General features: G+C 31.6%; 21 protein-coding genes and 1 other RNA gene. 3 read left to right on the forward strand and 19 right to left on the reverse strand.

What is annotated here, in order from left to right; all coding sequences use genetic code 11:
- Window positions 1–3: 3 nt before the first annotated feature.
- From DYH56_RS09785 to DYH56_RS09795, 3 genes are all read right to left on the reverse strand, one after another.
- On the reverse strand, window positions 4–1,143 hold the full coding sequence (locus DYH56_RS09785; RefSeq protein WP_114642685.1) for a mandelate racemase/muconate lactonizing enzyme family protein: 1,140 nt from the start codon (window positions 1,141–1,143) through the stop codon (window positions 4–6).
- Window positions 1,144–1,343: 200 nt separating this feature from the next.
- Complete coding sequence (locus DYH56_RS09790; protein WP_114642686.1) at window positions 1,344–2,693, reverse strand: sigma-54 interaction domain-containing protein; 1,350 nt, start codon at window positions 2,691–2,693, stop codon at window positions 1,344–1,346.
- On the reverse strand, window positions 2,686–3,843 hold the full coding sequence (locus DYH56_RS09795) for an RNA polymerase factor sigma-54 (RefSeq protein ID WP_114642687.1): 1,158 nt from the start codon (window positions 3,841–3,843) through the stop codon (window positions 2,686–2,688). Before DYH56_RS09795 ends, DYH56_RS09790 begins: the two co-directional genes overlap by 8 nt.
- A 212-nt stretch (window positions 3,844–4,055) precedes the next feature.
- Between DYH56_RS09795 and DYH56_RS09800 the strand changes: the two genes are divergently transcribed.
- The 3 genes from DYH56_RS09800 to ssrA all read left to right on the forward strand — a co-directional run bounded on the left by DYH56_RS09800 (window position 4,056) and on the right by ssrA (window position 6,545).
- On the forward strand, window positions 4,056–4,682 hold the full coding sequence (locus DYH56_RS09800; RefSeq protein ID WP_158539116.1) for an outer membrane beta-barrel protein: 627 nt from the start codon (window positions 4,056–4,058) through the stop codon (window positions 4,680–4,682).
- Window positions 4,683–5,717: 1,035 nt separating this feature from the next.
- A complete protein-coding gene (smpB, locus tag DYH56_RS09805) occupies window positions 5,718–6,164 on the forward strand; it encodes an SsrA-binding protein SmpB (RefSeq protein ID WP_114642689.1) in 447 nt (148 codons plus the stop codon).
- A 34-nt stretch (window positions 6,165–6,198) separates the two neighbouring features.
- Window positions 6,199–6,545: a transfer-messenger RNA gene (ssrA, locus tag DYH56_RS09810) on the forward strand.
- A gap of 269 nt (window positions 6,546–6,814) precedes the next feature.
- On the opposite strand, the gene DYH56_RS09815 is transcribed toward ssrA, so the two are convergent.
- From DYH56_RS09815 to eutA, 16 genes are all read right to left on the reverse strand, one after another.
- Window positions 6,815–7,933 carry a 1-propanol dehydrogenase PduQ gene (locus tag DYH56_RS09815; RefSeq protein ID WP_114642690.1) on the reverse strand — a complete coding sequence of 373 codons (1,119 nt, stop codon included), beginning with the start codon at window positions 7,931–7,933 and terminating at the stop codon, window positions 6,815–6,817.
- Window positions 7,934–7,942: 9 nt separating this feature from the next.
- On the reverse strand, window positions 7,943–8,386 hold the full coding sequence (locus DYH56_RS09820; RefSeq protein ID WP_114642720.1) for a EutQ-related cupin domain-containing protein: 444 nt from the start codon (window positions 8,384–8,386) through the stop codon (window positions 7,943–7,945).
- Between the two features lie 5 nt (window positions 8,387–8,391).
- A complete protein-coding gene (gene eutH, locus DYH56_RS09825; RefSeq protein WP_114642691.1) occupies window positions 8,392–9,495 on the reverse strand; it encodes an ethanolamine utilization protein EutH in 1,104 nt (367 codons plus the stop codon).
- Window positions 9,485–9,763, reverse strand: coding sequence for a hypothetical protein (locus tag DYH56_RS09830; RefSeq protein ID WP_114642692.1), 279 nt, complete (start codon window positions 9,761–9,763; stop codon window positions 9,485–9,487). The genes eutH and DYH56_RS09830 overlap by 11 nt, the downstream gene beginning before the upstream one ends.
- Complete coding sequence (locus DYH56_RS09835) at window positions 9,756–10,019, reverse strand: EutN/CcmL family microcompartment protein (protein ID WP_114642693.1); 264 nt, start codon at window positions 10,017–10,019, stop codon at window positions 9,756–9,758. The genes DYH56_RS09830 and DYH56_RS09835 overlap by 8 nt, the downstream gene beginning before the upstream one ends.
- Window positions 10,020–10,023: 4 nt before the next feature.
- Window positions 10,024–10,596 carry a hypothetical protein gene (locus DYH56_RS09840; RefSeq protein ID WP_114642694.1) on the reverse strand — a complete coding sequence of 191 codons (573 nt, stop codon included), beginning with the start codon at window positions 10,594–10,596 and terminating at the stop codon, window positions 10,024–10,026.
- A complete protein-coding gene (gene pduL, locus DYH56_RS09845; protein WP_114642695.1) occupies window positions 10,593–11,240 on the reverse strand; it encodes a phosphate propanoyltransferase in 648 nt (215 codons plus the stop codon). Before pduL ends, DYH56_RS09840 begins: the two co-directional genes overlap by 4 nt.
- Window positions 11,230–12,006, reverse strand: a complete 777-nt coding sequence (locus DYH56_RS09850; protein WP_114642696.1) for a cobalamin adenosyltransferase family protein — start codon at window positions 12,004–12,006, stop codon at window positions 11,230–11,232. The genes pduL and DYH56_RS09850 overlap by 11 nt, the downstream gene beginning before the upstream one ends.
- Window positions 12,007–12,014: 8 nt before the next feature.
- Complete coding sequence (locus DYH56_RS09855) at window positions 12,015–13,475, reverse strand: acetaldehyde dehydrogenase (acetylating) (RefSeq protein ID WP_114642697.1); 1,461 nt, start codon at window positions 13,473–13,475, stop codon at window positions 12,015–12,017.
- A gap of 10 nt (window positions 13,476–13,485) precedes the next feature.
- Window positions 13,486–14,001: a BMC domain-containing protein gene (locus tag DYH56_RS09860; protein ID WP_114642698.1), complete on the reverse strand. Its 516-nt coding sequence runs from the start codon at window positions 13,999–14,001 to the stop codon at window positions 13,486–13,488.
- Between the two features lie 70 nt (window positions 14,002–14,071).
- Entirely contained in the window at window positions 14,072–14,359 is a 288-nt protein-coding gene (locus DYH56_RS09865; RefSeq protein ID WP_114642699.1) for a BMC domain-containing protein, read from the reverse strand.
- A gap of 21 nt (window positions 14,360–14,380) precedes the next feature.
- Complete coding sequence (locus tag DYH56_RS09870) at window positions 14,381–14,791, reverse strand: BMC domain-containing protein (protein ID WP_114642700.1); 411 nt, start codon at window positions 14,789–14,791, stop codon at window positions 14,381–14,383.
- A 10-nt stretch (window positions 14,792–14,801) separates the two neighbouring features.
- Window positions 14,802–15,455: an ethanolamine utilization microcompartment protein EutL gene (gene eutL / locus DYH56_RS09875; RefSeq protein WP_114642701.1), complete on the reverse strand. Its 654-nt coding sequence runs from the start codon at window positions 15,453–15,455 to the stop codon at window positions 14,802–14,804.
- 13 nt (window positions 15,456–15,468) lie between these two features.
- Complete coding sequence (eutC, locus tag DYH56_RS09880; protein WP_114642702.1) at window positions 15,469–16,344, reverse strand: ethanolamine ammonia-lyase subunit EutC; 876 nt, start codon at window positions 16,342–16,344, stop codon at window positions 15,469–15,471.
- Window positions 16,345–16,356: 12 nt separating this feature from the next.
- A complete protein-coding gene (locus DYH56_RS09885) occupies window positions 16,357–17,718 on the reverse strand; it encodes an ethanolamine ammonia-lyase subunit EutB (RefSeq protein WP_114642703.1) in 1,362 nt (453 codons plus the stop codon).
- Window positions 17,719–17,736: 18 nt separating this feature from the next.
- Window positions 17,737–19,161: an ethanolamine ammonia-lyase reactivating factor EutA gene (eutA, locus tag DYH56_RS09890; RefSeq protein WP_114642704.1), complete on the reverse strand. Its 1,425-nt coding sequence runs from the start codon at window positions 19,159–19,161 to the stop codon at window positions 17,737–17,739.
- Window positions 19,162–19,199: the final 38 nt, after the last annotated feature.

The raw sequence follows: 19,199 nt of genomic DNA on the forward strand, positions 1-19,199 counted from the left end.
CTCCTAATTTTTAAATATATCTGCTATATCAACTCTATATTTTTCCACTATTTCTTCATCCAACTCAATTCCAAGTCCCGGTTTGTCACTTACTTTGACATATCCATTTTTAAACGTTGGAGCCCCTTTAACTAATTCGGTTACCAAAGGACTCTGACTTTCAGAAAATTCCATCAATGTTCCATACTCTCTGGAGGCTAAAAACTGTACAGAAGCCGCAAGTAAAATCCCGGTACTAAATCCATGAGGAATCAGTCTTACCCCGTGCATTTGAGACATATCATATATTTTTTTTATTTCCGTGATTCCCCCACATCTGGTAATATCCGGCTGAATTATATCAGCATCATATTTCTCTAAAAATTCCTTAAATTCATGCACGGTAGTTAGAGCTTCTCCTCCTGCTAATTTAGCTTCTACACAGCTAGAAAATTTGGCATACCCATTTGAATCGTCAGCTAAGATCGGTTCCTCTATCCAATTTAAGTTGAATTCCTTTAATCTGTTTGCCATATAGATAGCGTGTCCCGAAGTTCTCCACTTAGTTGCTAGATCTATTTGAAGTTCTACCTCCTCTCCAATTTCATCTCTTACAGATTTGACGATGTTATAATCTGTATCCGGATCTTCTCCAAAAACTCCTCCTCCAAACTTAATACTTTTAAAACCCTTGTCTACAAGACGCCTTGCCTCTTCTTTATTTTTTTCTAAATCATTATATGGAATAAAAGTTCCATAAGCCATTATTTTCTCTCTATGTTTCCCGCCTAAAAGTGTATGAACTGGTACACCGTAATGTTTCCCGGCGATATCCCAAAGTGCTATATCAATCGCACTGATTGCATGAATCCCTGCTCCCCTTCTCCCCATATAATTAGATGCCCAGTACATCTTATCCCATAGTTTTTCAATTTCCAGTGGATTTTCACCTATTAATAATTCCTTTAATCCATAGCAATATAGATTGGAGTTGGGAGTCTCTATTATTGATTTTATAACCAGTGGTGACGAGTCACTTTCACCTATTCCTACAATGCCACAGTCTGTATGTACTTTTACAATAACTGCATCATCTCCCCAAGTACATGTTTTTCCTATTTCTGGAACCCGTAGTATAATTACCTCAATATCTGTTATTTTCATTTTAACCTCCTAATGTTTTATTACTCATGTATTTAGCAAAAATCGTGCCAAACCATAGATATCAATGATTTTTTATCTAAGATAAGTTGAAATTAAAAACCATCCCAAAATAAATAAAAAAACGAGTCTTTTACGACTCGTTTTCTTTTGGTTTTTTTAGATTGTATATAGAACATATGAAGTATTAACCGAAGAGTCTTTTATGACTCGCGAGTCTTTTTTGGTTCGATATATTTTTTTATCAATCGACTGGCCTTACTTTGACTTATTTTTAACTCCTTTGACAGTTTTCTTGAACTGGGATATAATTCATAATATTTTTTTATTATCTTCTCCTCGTATTCACTCATAATTTCATCTAAATTTATGTCTGTGTTTTCAAAAATATTTTCCTCTTCATCCTGAAGGGTGAAAAATTCACCAGGTAAAATATTAGGCATTATCTTAGTCTTTTCAGATGTCACTACCAATCTTTCAATTATATGAGATAATTCCCTTATATTTCCAGGCCAGGAATACCCCAGCATTATTTTTAATGTTTTTTCATCTAAATAACAATTTCTTCCATATTTTTCATTATTTTTATTCAAAAAATAATTAGCCAGCGGTGTTATATCTCTTTCTCTTTTTCTTAAGGGAGGAATCAGAAGTTCAAAAATATTCAGCCTATAGTATAGATCCCTCCTGAATTTCCCAATATTTACCATCTCTTTTAGATTTCTATTGGTTGCAGCCACTATTTTAATATCTATCTTAATGGGTTTCGTTCCTCCTACCGGGATAAATTCCCTGTCTTGAATCACATGGAGAAATTTTGCCTGTAATTCAAGGGGCATCTCACCTATTTCATCTAAGAACAAGATCCCCCCGTCAGCTATCTGGATAAATCCCTTCTTTCCACTCCCCACAGCCCCTGTAAATGCTCCCTTTACATATCCAAATAATTCCGACTCCAATAAATTCCCATTGATAGAGGCACAGTTTATAGATATAAACGGTTTTTTACTCCTCTTGCTTTTTTTATGCAGATATTTTGCTAAAAATGTTTTTCCTGTCCCTGACTCTCCCTGGATCAAAACCGTTGAATCTATCTTTGCTATCTTTTCAGTCAAACTTAAGAGAACGGTCATCTCTTTACTCATGGTAATAAAATCCTTGTTTTTTAATTCTACAGTATCTTTCACTGTAGAAGGGACCTCTGAAACTACATCCTTTACATTCATAGCCACATATTCTAATTTTCCCTTAGCTGAAAAAATAGGCACCGCCGTAGTTTTTATTTTAGCTCCCAAATGGGTTTTTTGAATTATACTTACAATTCTTGGATTTTTATATACATCTGGAAGAACAGAGGGATACCAATACTCTTTTTTTGTCAATTCATAGAATGTTTTTCCTATAAGTTCCTCTGGAGACAAACCATAGTGTCTATAACTGGCCTTATTCACATAGACTATCTTATAGTCATCATCCCATACGATCACCTCATCATAGAGATTATCTACTAAATTTTTAAATACTGAATATTTCAGTTCATTTTTATCATTCATAGTTCTTTCTCAGCCTCCCTTTCAATATGCCCAGCCTTTCCCTGTATTTGGTCACAGTTCTCCTGGCAACCACTGTATCTTTTTCTTCCAGCCTTTTTCTTATCTCCTCATCTGAATATGGATTAAATTTATCCTCTGCATCTACCAGTTTTTGAATTTCAACAGATAACCTCTGGGATGAACAGCCCTTTCCTGCCTCTCCCACAAAAAAATCATTTAACTTATACTGTTTGCAGTTATATTCCAATATTTTATCCTTACAGGCTCTGCTTATTGTAGATATATGTAACTCCAGTTCCCCTGCAACATCCGACAACTTTAAAGGAACCATATATCCCCCACAAAAAAATTTCCTTTGCTTTTCCAGGATAAAATGAGCTATATTGAGCAGAGTTTTTCTTCTGGCTTCCAGTGCCAGATTGATTGAATCTATCTCCTTTAATTTTTTTCTAGATAAAAATTGAGAGAGTTCCCCTCCATCAAACTGATATTCATACCTTTTGTCTAAAGTTAAAATCAGTTCATTGGAAATCATTATATCTGAACTTTGAATTCTGGCTTTTTTGCTTGCAAAATCCCTCCTGGGATAGGATATAAAATTTCTTACAGGAGCTATAAGATCCTTTAAGGCAGTCACTGAAATACCTAATTTTATAGCTGCCCGATCCAGCCTCATATTTAAAATGTCGTCCCATATCTTGGGAGATATCTTTTTCAACTCCTCATGGTTTCTGCTCTGAATAATAATAGCTTCTTTTAAATTACCGGCTCCTATTCCTGCCGGCTCCAAGGTTTCTAATGTTTCCTTTGCTTCTTTAACCTTAAAAATTGTGGTTTTAAATTTTCTTGCCGCTGCATTCAATGAAATATTTAAATATCCTTTGTCATCTAAACTTTCTGCAAAATACCTGCAGATCTCTTTTTCTAACCTGCCTATTTTTAAGAATCTAAGCTGGTCCCATAAAAATTCTTCTAAAGAATCTTCTTTTTTTTCATATATCTCATTCGTTAATTCTGTTGTAGGTATAAAATTTTCACTCTTAAATTCCCATAAAAAACTGTTCAGTTCATCTGTATTCATCTCTAAAATTTTTAATTTTTTTATGTTTTTCTGGGATAATACCTGTTTAGTTCCCAATAAAATATCCATTCTAAACCCTCTTCCTTCATATGTCTTATATTGAATATGTTAACATTAAAAAATTTAAATTACAAATAACCTATTTTCACTAAAATGAAACCACAATCACAAATCACACAAAAATTTGACCAAATTCAGATTACATGGTATTATAATTTAAGTACAAAGATAACAAATAAGTTACTTATGTGTGGGAATTTTAATTTATGGGGGATTTAATCATGAAAAAATTATTCTTATTAGTATTAGTAGTCTTATCAACTGTAACGTTTGCTGAATCTGATTTTTATATAAATCCAAAAATTGGTGTAGATATAATATCTGGATACGAAAGAACTTATGATGATAATGGAAACACTCTCTTAAACAGTAAAACAAAAGGGTTTGGTGGAGAGGTAGCGGTAGAAGGATATAAAATTTTAAATGAACATATAGATGTAGGTTTAGGTCTGGCTTATCAGGTTCATGCTGGCAGAAAACATTTTAATTATAAAAGTAAGGTGGATACCTCAGGTGTACGATATCGTTCTATACCGGTATATGTAACCGGTAGATACAACTTTATTTCGAATTCACAAGTAAAACCATATTTAAAGGCCAATTTAGGATACTCATTCAATTTTGATGCTTCAGATTTAAAATCAAAAAACACACTCAACGACAGGATAGAAAAAACTTCCATAAAGGTGAACAGTGGTTTATACTGGGGGGTAGGTGCCGGGATAGAATACAAAAATTACACTATAGAATTAATGTATGCAATTAATAAGTGTAAAGTCAGCGGTTCCAGAGAAAGAGTTGACTATGACAGAATCACCCTTTCAGTTGGTTATAAATTTAACTTCTAAAAAGCAGCATGTACTGCTTTTTTTTTGACCTCATTTTCCCTTCTATTTTCTCTGTGGAACTCTAATCTCGACCTCGGTGTATCTCTGTGTTAAGATATTCAGAACGACTATAAACTTCAAGAAGGTTAAACTCCTCCTTCTTATGGTTTCTCTCAAATCAGAGAAACCGAAGCAAGAATAATTGGCGTTGAGTAATACACGATCGTCATTGTAGAAACACTACGGCTGAAGCTTAACGACTATAAACTTCGAAATTCAAAGTCCAAAGATAGCTTTTTAATTCTTGAATTTCACTTCTTTTTCTAGATGTTACCTAGCTTCGCAGTAAATATCTTACTTAGTCGTCAAACAGAATAAGTTCCACAGTGAAGCGAGGACTGTCACAGTAAAAAGACGGAAATTACCCCTGACTTACTCCTATAACATCATTTGGAAAAAGTCTGCTTTTCTTTCCTCTATTTATTTTTCAGATAAAAAGAAACAGAGCCACTTAAGGGTGGCACCCTTAGAACCTTATTTTTCAATATTTACTTAAAAGTTAAAAATATATTTAATAATTGTATATCAATTAAGTTCCAAAGTTTCCGCCTTTGATACGAGTTACTTTAGATATCGCGATTATTTTATTTTCTCTAATAACATTAGAAAAAATAAAAATGCGAGCAAAAAAAGTAACCAAAAAGTGAAAGAAGGTTAAACTCCTCCTTCTTATGGTTTCTCTCAAATCAGAGAAACCGAAGCTAGAACCAGTTGGCTTCTAAGTCGAGATAACACCGCTACGAGCTTTCGTGTTCCAGTCCTCGTTACACTGAGTACCTTAATTTGTAGGTCGCTCTCGGCAGGATAATCACTGTAAAAGCTAGATCGCCTTGAAAATTAAAAAAAGTAGGATATTATTGAGATAAAGGGGTTTTATCTCCGAAAATTTCAGTGTACTCTAAATTTCAGTTATCAGTTATGCGGTAAGATTTTCCAGTAGAAGTTGTAAAATATATGTATCTATAGTATAATATTGTAGTAGAATGAGGTGATATTATGGCATTGGCTAAAAACAAAAAAGCGTTTCATGAGTATTTTATAGAAGATAGACTTGAAGCAGGAATAGAGTTAATTGGTAGTGAGGTAAAATCTATAAAGGCTGGTCAGGTAAGTATCAAGGAAGCCTTTGTCAGGATAATAAATGGAGAGATCTTTATTATGGGTATGAGTGTTGTTCCCTGGACCTTTGGGAGTGTATATAATCCCGATGAAAAAAGGGTAAGAAAACTTCTTATTCACAAAAAAGAGATTGCAAAACTTCATGAAAAAGTATCTCAAAAAGGATACGCTATAGTACCTATCTCGGTATACCAAAAGGCTGGAAGGATCAAGATAGAAATAGCTTTGGGTAAGGGTAAAACAAACTATGATAAAAGGGATACCCTGGCAAAAAAAGATGCAAAAAGACAGATTGACAGAGCTCTTAAAGATACATATAGATAAGATATATGACTTTAATATAAAAATTCAACATTACGGGAGTGCACTGGTTTCGACAGGGGCATTAGGTTATAGGAAGCAGGTCAGGTTGACCGCTGTGAGAGGTCAAACCATTTTTTAAATGGAAACGAAAATTACGCAATAGCTGCCTAATAGCGCAGCGTGTTCTACCTTCCTAAGGCCTGTGCAGGTCGGTAGAATATAATTAACATCAGGCTTACCAATGGTTTCGTCATTAAACCTGCGGGACATCTTTAATTGACTGGTATAAACTGGTTCTGTTTGTGAGACGAGTTTATACGAGACTAATTCACGAAATAAGCTTGTAGAAACCTATAATACTGGTGTTCTTGGACACGGGTTCAATTCCCGTCACTTCCACCAAAAATAATTTTCTTATAACTTTTCTAGAAAGTTGTGGGAGTTAATAATAGAGAAAGGAGTTAGGCAATTGCCTGACTCCTTTTTTATATACTTCTTTGACTTCTTTTTTTTAGAGGAGTATAGCACCACTAATATATTAAAAATGAGAAGCAATAATTAAAGAATTATTACTTCTCACTTTATAAAAGTTTTATATTAATTTTTAGAGTTTAAACAAAACTTGCAACAGCCTCAAAATTTATATGAAAACACAAAAGTTGTTATACCATCTACATTAATCCGTAATATAATTTAGTCAATAATTCAATATATTCTTCACTTGTAAATTGATTAGGATTTCCAGTGGTACAAATGTCTTTTTCAATATCATTTAAAAATTGTGGCATTAATTTTTTATATTCCTCAAACTCTATACCTAAATCCTTTAAAGAATTTGGAATTTCCATTTTTTCTTTTAAAATAGTAATTAATGCTATCAAGGAATTTTTACCTTCCACTATATTTTCTGAAGGCAAGCCGAGCATTTTAGAAATTTCAAAATAATGTTCATAAGCATTTTTATTATTTTCTATTATATAAGGCATTATTATTGCATTTGATCTCCCATGAGATAAATGCAAATTAGAACCCAAAGTATGAGCTATACTATGATTTATACCTAAAGAAGAGTTATTAAAGGCAAGACCTGCCATACATGAAGCATGCTGTATCTCTTCTCTAGGTTTTATTAACTCAGCATTTTCATAATGCTTTAACAGATTTTTATAAACTATTTTAATTGCTTCTAAAGATAAAGCATTCGTAAACGAATTCCTAGAAGTAGATACATATGCTTCAATTGCATGAGTTAATACATCCATTCCAGTATCAGCAATTACAACTTTTGGTAGAGTTTTCATAAACTCTGGGTCTAAAATCGCTATAGTTGGCAACATTTCATCATCTGATAAAGCTATTTTACTATTTTTATTTGTAATAACGCTATAGGAGGTTACCTCTGAACCTGTTCCACTTGTTGTAGGAATTGCTATGAATGGAATTCTTTTTATACATCCATTATGTTCTTTTTGAATTTTATAACTAAAATAAATTATCCCTTTACAAGCATCGATAGGAGAACCTCCGCCTAATGCTATTATTACTTCCGGACTAAACATAAAATATTCTTTTATTCCATCCTCTATAACTTCTATAGTTGGATTAGGTTGAACTTTATCAAACACTTTTATTTCTGATCCATTCAAATTAGATATTACTTTATCAACTAAGCCTAATTTAACCATAGTTTTATCTGTCACTATAAGAATTTTTTTTGATTTCAAATTTTTAATCCATCCTAAAGATTGGCTTCCATATTTAATTTCAGGCTTTAATTTAAAGTCTTTCATTTCATCCTCCTAGTTTTGTTCTTGCCAATTAGCTGGATAAACAACATAAACAAATTTAGCGTAATCCGGTGCACTAAATTTAATTTTGGAACCTTTAGGTATTAACATTACGTCTCCCTTTTCTCCAATTACTTCTCTTCCATCAATAATAACTTTTAATGTTCCTTCAATTATATAATCTATTTCATCATAGTTTAATGTCCAGTCAAAAGTAGATTTTTCCATTTCCATCATTCCTGCCCCTATTCTTGGACTTTCAGTTAATGAAAATAAATCTGTAACATAGACTTGATCACTAGGATTTCCAGTATCAAATCTTTCTCGTTCTATTTTATTTGCTTTTATTACTCCTACTCCACTTGGATCAAAGTATTTAATTTTTGAATCCTTTTTACCACCTAATTCTGCTTCTATAACTTTTTTTATTAATATTTCTAATTTTTTTTGATTTATATTCATTATACCTCTTCTCCAACTGGTTTTTTATTTTTAGATGAACTATACATAAATGATGCTAATGTCATAGCACTAATTCCTCCTACTAATTTTCCTATTACCATCGGGAATATCATGCTTTTATCAACACCGGCAGTAAATCCTAAATGATCTCCGAATACAAAAGCAGCACTTACCGCAAAAGCTACATTTAATACTTTCCCTTTTTCATCCATGTCTTTCATTAATCCAAACATGGGAATACTGTTCGCTAAACTAGCTACCATTCCTGTTGCAGAAGTTTCATTCATTCCTAAAAGTTTTCCAAATTTTAATAAAGGTTTATTAAATACCTTAGTAATGAAATGAACTAATGGAAATGCTCCTGCTAATGTGATTGAAACCGCTCCTATAATTTCAATACCTTCAGATATCGGGGCCATTCCTGGTATAACTACTATTCCTGTTAAAGTTTCTATCACTATTGCTGCTAGAGCTAATGTAATAACTATTACTACTCCTTGACCAAAAATCGTAAATCCTTTTATCATTTTAGCCGGAATTTTCCATAACCCTAAAGCTATTATTGCAGCAAATAAAATTATAGGAACTAAGTTAACCAAAATTAATTCTAAATTAAATCCACCTGCTAAACCACCTACTAAACAACCTAATGGTATAGTTACAACCCCTGCTAGTACACCTTTTGCAAGAAATTCTCTATCCTCAACTTTTATAATTCCTAAAGCTACCGGTATTGTAAATACTATTGTTGGTCCCATCATAGCTCCTAAAATAAGCCCTGCAAATACTCCTGCTTCTGGAGTTTCTGCTAATTGCATAGCTAAAGGATACCCACCCATATCATTAGCAAGTAATGTTGTTGCAAACATCGCAGGATCTGCTCCTAACATTTTATACAGCGGTGAAACTATTGGTCTTAATACATTAGCTAATACTGGAGCTAAAGATATAACTCCTACCATTGCCAGCGCAAGTGCTCCCATAGCCATAAACCCTTCTTCAAATTTTTCTCCATATCCATATCTATTTCCCATACATTTATCAATAGCACCTACTGCCATAAAAAAAACCATTATATAAATAATAATGTCATTAATTCCCATTTTTTACCATCTCCTCAATAATTTTTATAATTTTATTTACTTTTTCTTTTTCTACCACGTTAAATTCTTTTTCTAAGATTATTTTAATTCTATTCTCTAAAGATATTTCTTTATTTTCTTTGGCTTCGCTGTAAGATAATTTTATATCTCTTTCTTTCAAACAATCCTTTACTATAGGTGATAGTATCATATTTTTAGATACATAAAAGTCACTACCACAAATATATTCATCGATATTCCTTAAAGTAATCAATATTTTCTTATTCATCTTCTCCTCCTTTTTCTTCTATTTCATCAATAATGCCTATAACCAATGAATCTATAGGCACATTTTCATCATAAGTTCCTTTTCTTGCTCCACTTCCTAGAGTCACTAAAACTCTATCACCTTCACCTGCTCCTATATTGTCACAAGCAACAATTTTTTCACTATCTTCTAATTCTATCACTAAAAACTTATATCCATTTAAATTATTTGATTTTCTAGTGGCCCAAACATTACCAATTACTTTACCTATTTTCATCTCATCACCTTTTTAATAATTTGATTTCATTTTCTCTTGCAAATTCTTTAGCCAGCTCTGTTATCTTTACATCCTTGGACATTTCTATTACCTTACTAGAGTTAAATTCATTTTTTATTTTTTTCAAATCTAAAATTCCTTCTGAAATATATTTACTTTTTTTTATTAATTTCTCTTGAATTTCCAATCTTTTAGATATTTGTATTCCATATTTTTCAATTTTTTTTTCATACTCTTCATATATCACTTTTAAAGATAATGGAATTTTTTTATATTTTCTCCAAGCTATTCCTTCTTCTATTAAAAAAATTTTCTTGCCATTTAATAATTCTTTTAAAATCTTTTCACAATAATCATTATCATAAGTCCCCTGAGAAAGAGCGACCATCTCTTTTATCCCAATTGTTGTAACAACCAAACATTCGCCTTTATCAGATATTTCAAATTTTTTGCTTAACTCATCTTTTAGAAGTAAATCTTCACCTATAATTTCTATATTTTTATTTAAGATATTATCAAATTTAATATATCTCATTACCTCTTTTTTTATTAACTCTATTATATTTTCTTCATTCATACTATTTTTCCATAGGAATTTTTGTTAAGACTACAAGCATTAGCTTCATCATAATCAATATGCATACTTAATCTAAATGAATCATTTACCCTTATCAATACTTCTTCAAAAATGATAGGTCTTTCTGAATGAATTTTCACTTTTACTTTCTGCTTATCTCTGACATCTAATCTTCTTGCTTCTTCTGAATTCATATGAATATGATTTTTAGCTATTATGGCTCCTTGGTTTAATATTATTGTTTTATCTTTATTTGTCACAATTATTCCAGCTGTACCTAGGATATCTCCAGAATTTTTTATAAATGGTTTTATCCCCAATTTACGACAATCAGTCAAAGAAATTTCAACTTGACTCTTTGCTCTAGCGGGTCCTAAAATTATTACGTTTTCTATCACACCTTTTGGACCAATTATTCTAACTCTTTCTTCACAAGCAAATTGACCTGGCTGAGATAATTCTTTTTTTTGCTTTAAGTCATATCCTTTTCCAAATAAGTTCTCTATATCTTCATAAGATAAATGAATATGTCTTCCAGAAGCTTCTATTGGTATTTTTTTCTCATCGCACTGTTCTAATTGATCTTTTTTATTGTATTGTTCTAATTGATCTTTAACAAGTTTTACTATTTTTTCAATTTCCATATTCCCCTTTTTCCTCCTTTAACATCATTATATAAATTGCACTGCTTAGTCTATTTAGGGCTTTTAAAAGATCTATCTTTTGAACCTTTGACTCTGATACAAAAGCATCTACAGCCGTTATTTCTACTTCTCTAATTAATGCCCTTAATTTATTTAAGTATAAAGTTCTAATGTTATTTTCAGATGATATACCAAAAAGGTTATCCATAGAAAAATATTTTTTAGGATTATGAGAGATTTCTCTTATTTTTTCCAATGATAAATTAAAAATTTTTAAGTCTTTATCTAATCTAGTATTTAACACTTCTGATTTTATTATTTCATCTAAAAATCGTTTTATGCTTTTAAAATCTTCTTTTAATTCAATATTATTATTAGTATTAACTTGCTTTTCGATTAATATCAATTCTGATAAAAAACTATCCATTTTACTTCTAAAATAAATTATTTTATGATTTTTTTTTACCAAGATATTCCCTGAAAGTTGAGTCATATATTCTGGCTTTTCAAAATATACTTCTCCCATGAGCCCTTGATATTTAGCAACTTCATCTTTTTTTACTAATTTTTCTTCTTTTATCTGCTCAATTTTATTTTTTGTTACTTCTATTTTTTTCTGTTCTTTTTTTTCTTGGGTTACTTCTATTTTTTTATCATGAAGAAATTGTTTAGCAGAAGGCGTTAATATCACACCTTTCTCTAAATAATATTTACTAAATTCTTTATTCCTATAACTTTCTCTTAATTTTAATTCTGTTACTACCATATAGTTACCTACCTATTTAATAAGTTTTGTACTACTTTTCTAATGATGCTTTCTATATCTATATCTATATTTAAAGAAGTTTCATTATTTGAATTTGAGATAGAAGTTTTATTAGGTTTTAAATCCTCTAACTCCTTAATTCCCCAAGCTACCCTTCTTATGTTGATAAGATTTAAAGGTGTTATATTATCTGACGTAGAACTCCCTCCGACAGCTCCGCATCCCAGTGTAAATGCAGGCGCTAAAGCAGTTGTTCCACCTACTCCACCTAAAGCTCCTGGAGTATTTACTAATATTCTGGAAGCTGGTTTTTTTAATCCAAATTCTCTAATAATTGCTTTGTCCTCTGAATGAATGCACAGAGTATGACCTGCCCCTTCATTATTTAATATTTCTATAGATCTTTTACAAGCACCTTCCCAGTTCTTCTCCACATAAAAAGCTAATATTGGAGCTAATTTTTCTCTTGAATAAGGATTTGTTTTAGATACTGTTGTTTCCTCTGAAATCATTACTCTTGTCCCTTCTGGAACTTCAATATTTGCAAGAGTTGCGATATGTTTTACACTTTTCCCTACTATTTGCGGATTCATAGATCCATTAGCTCTCAGTATAAACTTTCCTAATTTTTCAGATTGCTCTCTTGTTAAAAAATAAGCCCCTTGTTTTTTTAATTCTTCTATTACTTCTATTTTTTTCACTTCTTCTACTATTATTGATTGTTCTGAGGCACAAATAACACCATTATCAAATGTTTTACTGTCTAAGATTCTTTTTACAGCAAGTTTTATATTTGCACTTTTCTCTATAAAAGCAGGACCATTTCCAGGACCTACTCCTATAGCTGGATTCCCTGAACTATAAGCTGCTTTCACCATTGCTTCTCCACCTGTTGCTAGGATAACAGCGGTATCTTTATGTTTCATAAGAGCTTGGGTTCCTTGTAAAGTTGGAATTTCAATTACTCCAATTAATCCCTCCGGTGCTCCAGCTTTATATGCTGCATTTTGCATAATTCTAACTGTTTCCATTATGCAATTTTTAGCATTTGGATGAGGACTAACAATTATTCCATTTCCTGATTTTAATGCTAATAAAACTTTATATATCGTTGTGGAAGTAGGGTTAGTTGACGGAATTATTCCTGCTACAACCCCTAGTGGAACTCCTATTTCTAATATATTTTCTGTTTCTTTAATTACTCCTACTGTTTTCATGTCTTTTATATACTCGTATAAATATTCAGAAGCAAATTTATTTTTTATTACTTTATCTTCCCATATACCAAAACCAGTTTCTTCTGCTGCTTGTTTTGCCAACCTTTCATTATGCGAAGACATTTCTTTTACAACGGCTTTAACTATATAATCAATTTTTTCTTGACTAAATTCAGCATATTTTTTTTGTGCACCTTTAGAAAGGGTCATTAAATCCCTAACCTGCTGTATTGACAATAAATCTTTATCCATTCTTTTCCTCCTAAATATACCTTAATATTCCATTACTAGGATTATTTATTTTTCTATAATTTTTTACTTTGTACGATTTAGTCACTAAAATTATCGCTTCTTCGATAGAATCTATATTTCCAGTTACAACATAATAACTTTTCCCCGCAATACCATAGCCTAATACTAACTTTACTATTTCCACATCAGTTTTTTTTATTACACTATCTAAAGAATAAAGGCTCTCAGAAATACTTAAAAATTCAAATATTCCTATAGAACTTTTTATTTCTTTACTATTTTGATTTTTTATTGCTTTCAGAATATCCTCTGAAACTCCTGAAATTGCTATCTTTTTTTGTTCATTGCTTAAACTATTTAGGCCTGTATTTATAGATTCTGTGTCACCTAAGACTATAAAATAATATTTCCCCGGACATGTCGTTCCAGCTCTATATACATCGACGTCCACTCCTTTTAAAAATTTATCCAATGTTTCTATTCCTTCAGCAATACTAAAGAATTCAGCTACACCAATTGAACCCATATTAATTCTCCCTAATTTTTAAACGGCAGAAGTTGTATATTTTTACAACTTCTGCCAATTTAATTGTTTACTATTTAGTTTTTACTTCTGGTAAAATAATTTCAACTTCTGAATGAGGTCTTGGAATTACATGAACAGATATTAATTCTCCAACTCTATCTGCTGCTGCTGCTCCTGCATCTGTAGCGGCTTTAACTGCTCCTACATCTCCTCTAACTAGTACAGTTACTAATCCTCCACCGATCATTTCCTTCCCTACTAATGTTACGTTTGCTGCTTTCACCATTGCGTCTGCTGCTTCTACCGCTGCTACCAATCCCTTTGTTTCAATCATTCCTAATGCATTTAAAGTTGCCATAATTATTCCTCCTGTAGTTTTTTATTTTTTATTTTTTATTTTTTTCTCGACTATTGTCTGTTTTTTCAACTCTTTTATTTCTTCTGGCTTTACTTCTTCTAGTTTTATTTCTTTTTCAACTGTTTTTTCAATTTTTTTTGTTATTTGAAGATTGTCGTTTTTTAAATCACCTAAGATTAGATTTGCGATTGAATCACCAGGTCTTGCTATTACATTACTACTCATAAAAACACCTAGTTTTTTAGTAGCTTCTACAGCTGCTTCTATAGCTACTTTCACCGCTCCTATATCTCCTGTTATTTCTAATGTTACTATTCCCGCACTAATAAAATGCTTATTTAAAATCTCGACATTTGCTGTTTTTGTAGCTACATCTGCAGCTTCTATAGCTCCTATCAATCCAGTAGTTTCTATCATTCCCAATGCTTTCATTGCTTACTCCTTAATACTTAGTTGGATTTGCAGCTACATACTTAACCGCATCTGCAAAAGTTTCACAAGCTGCTTTGCATGCTGATTGACTCCCAGTTAATAAAGCACCACCAAAGTTTGTTTCAGATGGTGGTCCAAAAAATGCAACCATCTCTACATCTGCAGCTTTCATCGCTGTATCTAAAGCATACATTGCTTCTATAGGAGGAGCTATTAAATAAGCTAGGGCTTCCCCTTCTTTTATACCTGAGCTTTCTGATAGATATGTTCCTGTTCTTGAAATACAGTGTGCATAATAAGCTATAGAATCATCTTCATTAGCACTATAAAAACATGCTTCATTTTCTATAAAATCAACTATCGAGTCTAATCCACTCTTTACTTCAGCAGGGCTTGGTCCTGCTATTATTCCAATAACTTCTCCTGCTAATTTACTGTTTGCATTTGCTGCTCCACCATAGAATGATTTTCCATAAACAACTTCTACTTCTGCCATTTTAGTAGCAGCATCAAGCGCTGTATAAGTTACATCATCACAATCTGCAGTAACAATTCCAATACTTTTATACCCATTTGGTAATTTTAATTCCTTTGCCATCTTATCATCAACATTTGGTATAACTTTTACTCCTAATACTTTTGCTCTCAACTGATCATTAATCATTATTTTCCCTCCACTAAAGTTTTAAATCTTGTCCACTAGCCTTAGCTTCCAAACTTTGTTTTATAATATGTGCTATATGTGCGCCAGCTTCCGCAGCAGATGTTCCATTTCTATGAATATTTGAAACTACTGTTCTTTTAGCTTCTGGAATCCCTATATAGCCTTTATACGTAATATATGCACTCATACTTTCTGAAGTTGCCAATCCTGGTCTTTCTCCGATCAATACACATGTTAATTCTGCATCCACAACCTCTGAAACTTCATCTGCTGCACCGACTCTACCATATTTTACAAAAAATGGAGTCCCTGTTTCTATCCCATAAGATTTTAATCCATTTAATAACGATGGTAGAGTGTCCTCAATATTTGCTTCTATAGCAGTTGAGCTTAGACCATCTGAAATATAAACTTGTACTTTAGGTGATTTTTTACATTTTTCTTTAATTTCTTGAACTCCTGTTTCAGAAATCCTTCTTCCTAGATCAGGTCTAGTAAGATATTCATCTTTATTCTCACATCTTGTTTCTACTTTAAATAAATTATTTCTTTTTAAAAATTCTTCAGATACATCACTAAATACTGCATCTATCGCAGCAGCATGGTCTGCTTTAAATCTCAATGAAGTACTAGTAAGATATCTACTTCCAGCTCTAGACACTCCTACTCTTGCAGGTGTCTTTTGTTTATATTTTAAAAATTCTTCCTTATTATGGAATTCTTTTAATTCACATATATCTTTAATTTCTTTCACTGTTATGTCTTCTAACTCTTTATTGCATAATTTTTCTGATTTTTCTTCCACTAATTGATTTTCTATTTTTGTTTCAGACCCCATTTGTTCTAAAACTTTAGAAATTATGCTTTTAAGTTCTTTTTCTGATACCATTTTTTCCTCCTCTTATAAAAAAATTGATCCGTCTCCTGATTTTTTTGTAAATTTCCCATCCTTTCTAATTCCCATCTCTTCAAGCCATAAAGAAAATTCATTAATTGGATTTTTATTTAATGTTTCTCTTACTGTTTGTATGTCATGGTATCCTGTTGTTTGATAGTTAAGCATAATATCATCTCCAACGGGTACTCCCATAAAGAAATTACATCCTGCTGCTCCCAACAATATTGCTAAGTTTTCTATATCATTTTGATCTGCTTTCATATGATTTGTGTAACAAACATCTACTCCCATCGAAAGTCCATGTAATTTACCCATAAAATGATCTTCTAATCCTGCTCTTGTTACTTGTTTACTGTCGTATAGATATTCTGGTCCTATAAAACCTACTACTGTATTTACAATGAAAGGGTCATATCTTTTAGCGAACCCATAACATCTTGCTTCCATCGTTAGTTGATCCACGCCATGATGTGCATCTGATGAAAGTTCAGATCCTTGTCCTGTCTCAAAATACATTACATTTGGTCCAGCTGCAGTCCCTTCCCTCAATGCTAAATTTTTAGCTTCTTCTATCATTTTCGCATTTATACCAAAAGCTTCATTTCCTTTTTCAGACCCTGCTATACTTTGAAATATTAAATCTGTTGGTGCTCCTCTTTTTATTGCTTCCATTTGTGTTGTAACATGAGCAAGTACACAAATTTGTGTTGGTATTTTCCATTTTCTTTTTATTTCATCAAATCTTTCTAATACTCTAATTACACTATCAACCGTATCATCTACAGGATTAAGTCCTATTACAGCATCTCCAACTCCATAACTTAATCCTTCTAAAAGGGAGATCATAATTCCATCGGGATCATCTGTTGTATGATTTGGTTGTAATCTTGCTGCAAGTACTGTTTCTCCTCCAATAGTAGTGTTGCAATGTTTAGTCACGACTATCTTTTTAGCTGTTTGTATTAAGTCTAAATTTGACATTAACTTAGTTACAGCTGCTATCATTTCTGAGGTAAGACCTCTTCTAATCCACTTAATATCATTTCCTTTTACTTCTGTACTCAATAACCACTCTCTTAAATCTTTAACAGTCCATTCTTTTATTTCATCATAAACTTTTAGATTTAAATCATCCATGATTATTCTGGTTATTTCATCTTCTTCGTATGGCACTGCTGGATTTTCTTTTAAATCTTTTAAAGTAACCTCAGATAAAACTTCTTTAGCTGCAACTCTTTCTTTTGTTGTTTTAGCTGCAATGCCTGCTAGTTGATCCCCTGATTTTAATTCATTGGCTTTAGCCATAACTTCATTAAGAGACTTAAAGTGATACTCTACGCCAAACAATTTTGTACTTAATCTCATTTACTCCACCTCTTTTATTTAATAGTTTAATACTAATGTTTTTATTATCACTGGTAACACACTTCCATTACCTAATGGTCTTCCTAGATCTATATAATCTCCATCTGTAAGTTTAATTCCATCGATACAAATAATTTCTGTTCCTTTTGGATATTGAAGTATTAGTCCTTGCCCTAACACTTTACCTACATCATGTTCAATTACTATTATTAATTTTTTCACATTAAATAGAGCTGCATACAATTTTTTATATAGATTTGATATCTCTGAATATTTCATATTCTTTTTCCCGGTTAATCCTATTGCTACTAATTGATCATCTCCACTAATTTTGAACCAATCAATCTTTTTACAAAGTTTTTCTTTAAATTCACCTTTTTCTAAAAGTTCATCTGCAGGTGTAAGTTTAATTACTGGTATATTTTTAAATGGAAACGAATTAGTAGTATAAGTTATAGTACTCCCTGAAATTTCTGTAGTATGAGAGCCTGCACCTACCACTGTTGCACCTATTGTTTCTCCTGCTTTTGTTGTCTTTATATTTTCATTTTCAAATATTTTCTTTATTTCTTCTCCAAGAATTATACCAATATCATAATAAATAAATTTATTATCTGTAGATTCATTATAGATGTAATCTGCGACTCCTCCTGAAAAACTTACATATTCAGAAATAAAGGATCCCATGAAATCTTTATATGTTATTAATTCTTTATAATCAATGCTTTTTTCTTTTAAATTCAGAGTTTCTAAGAGCATATATCCCAAATGTCTACATAAAATTTTCAATTCTTCTAATTTTGCTTTAGATCCTACCTTCAAACTTTTTAAGTCTAAATTTTCGATCAATTTCAAATATTTTTCATAGATATAACTAATTTCTAAATTTTCATCTTTAAATATAATTAAGCGTCCACCTATATCTAAACACGTAGTATCCATTATTTCACCTTTATCAAATAAAGAAATATTTGTTGTTCCTCCTCCTATATCGAAATGGCAAATTGTTGTATTATTTTTTTCTGAAAAATCCATTGCTCCTGAACCTTTACCTGCAATAACACTTTCTAAATCTGGTCCTGCTGTTGCTACTACAAAATCTCCTGCTAATCCACTTAATGCATTTAATACTTCTCTAGCATTTTCTTTTCTAGCAGTTTCCCCTGTTATAATAACGGCTCCAGTTTCTACATCTTTTACCTCTACACCACTTTTTTTATATTCAGATTTTATAATTTTTTTAATACTCTCTGCATCAATCTCTCTTTGGTTTAGTAGTGGTGTAAGATAAATATCGCTTCTATAAAAAACTTCTTTACCAACTATTTTTATTTTGGGGACTCTCGCTCCCGAAGCCATGTTTTCTAAAATAATCTTTGTAAACACTAGTTGGGTTGTAGAAGTTCCTATATCTATTCCAACACTAATTATCTCTTCTTTCATCTCTTCTCCTTTGGTAATAAAAAAAGCCAAAATAACAT

The sequence above is a fragment of the Psychrilyobacter piezotolerans genome (genome assembly GCF_003391055.1).
GTDB lineage: Bacteria > Fusobacteriota > Fusobacteriia > Fusobacteriales > Fusobacteriaceae > Psychrilyobacter > Psychrilyobacter piezotolerans.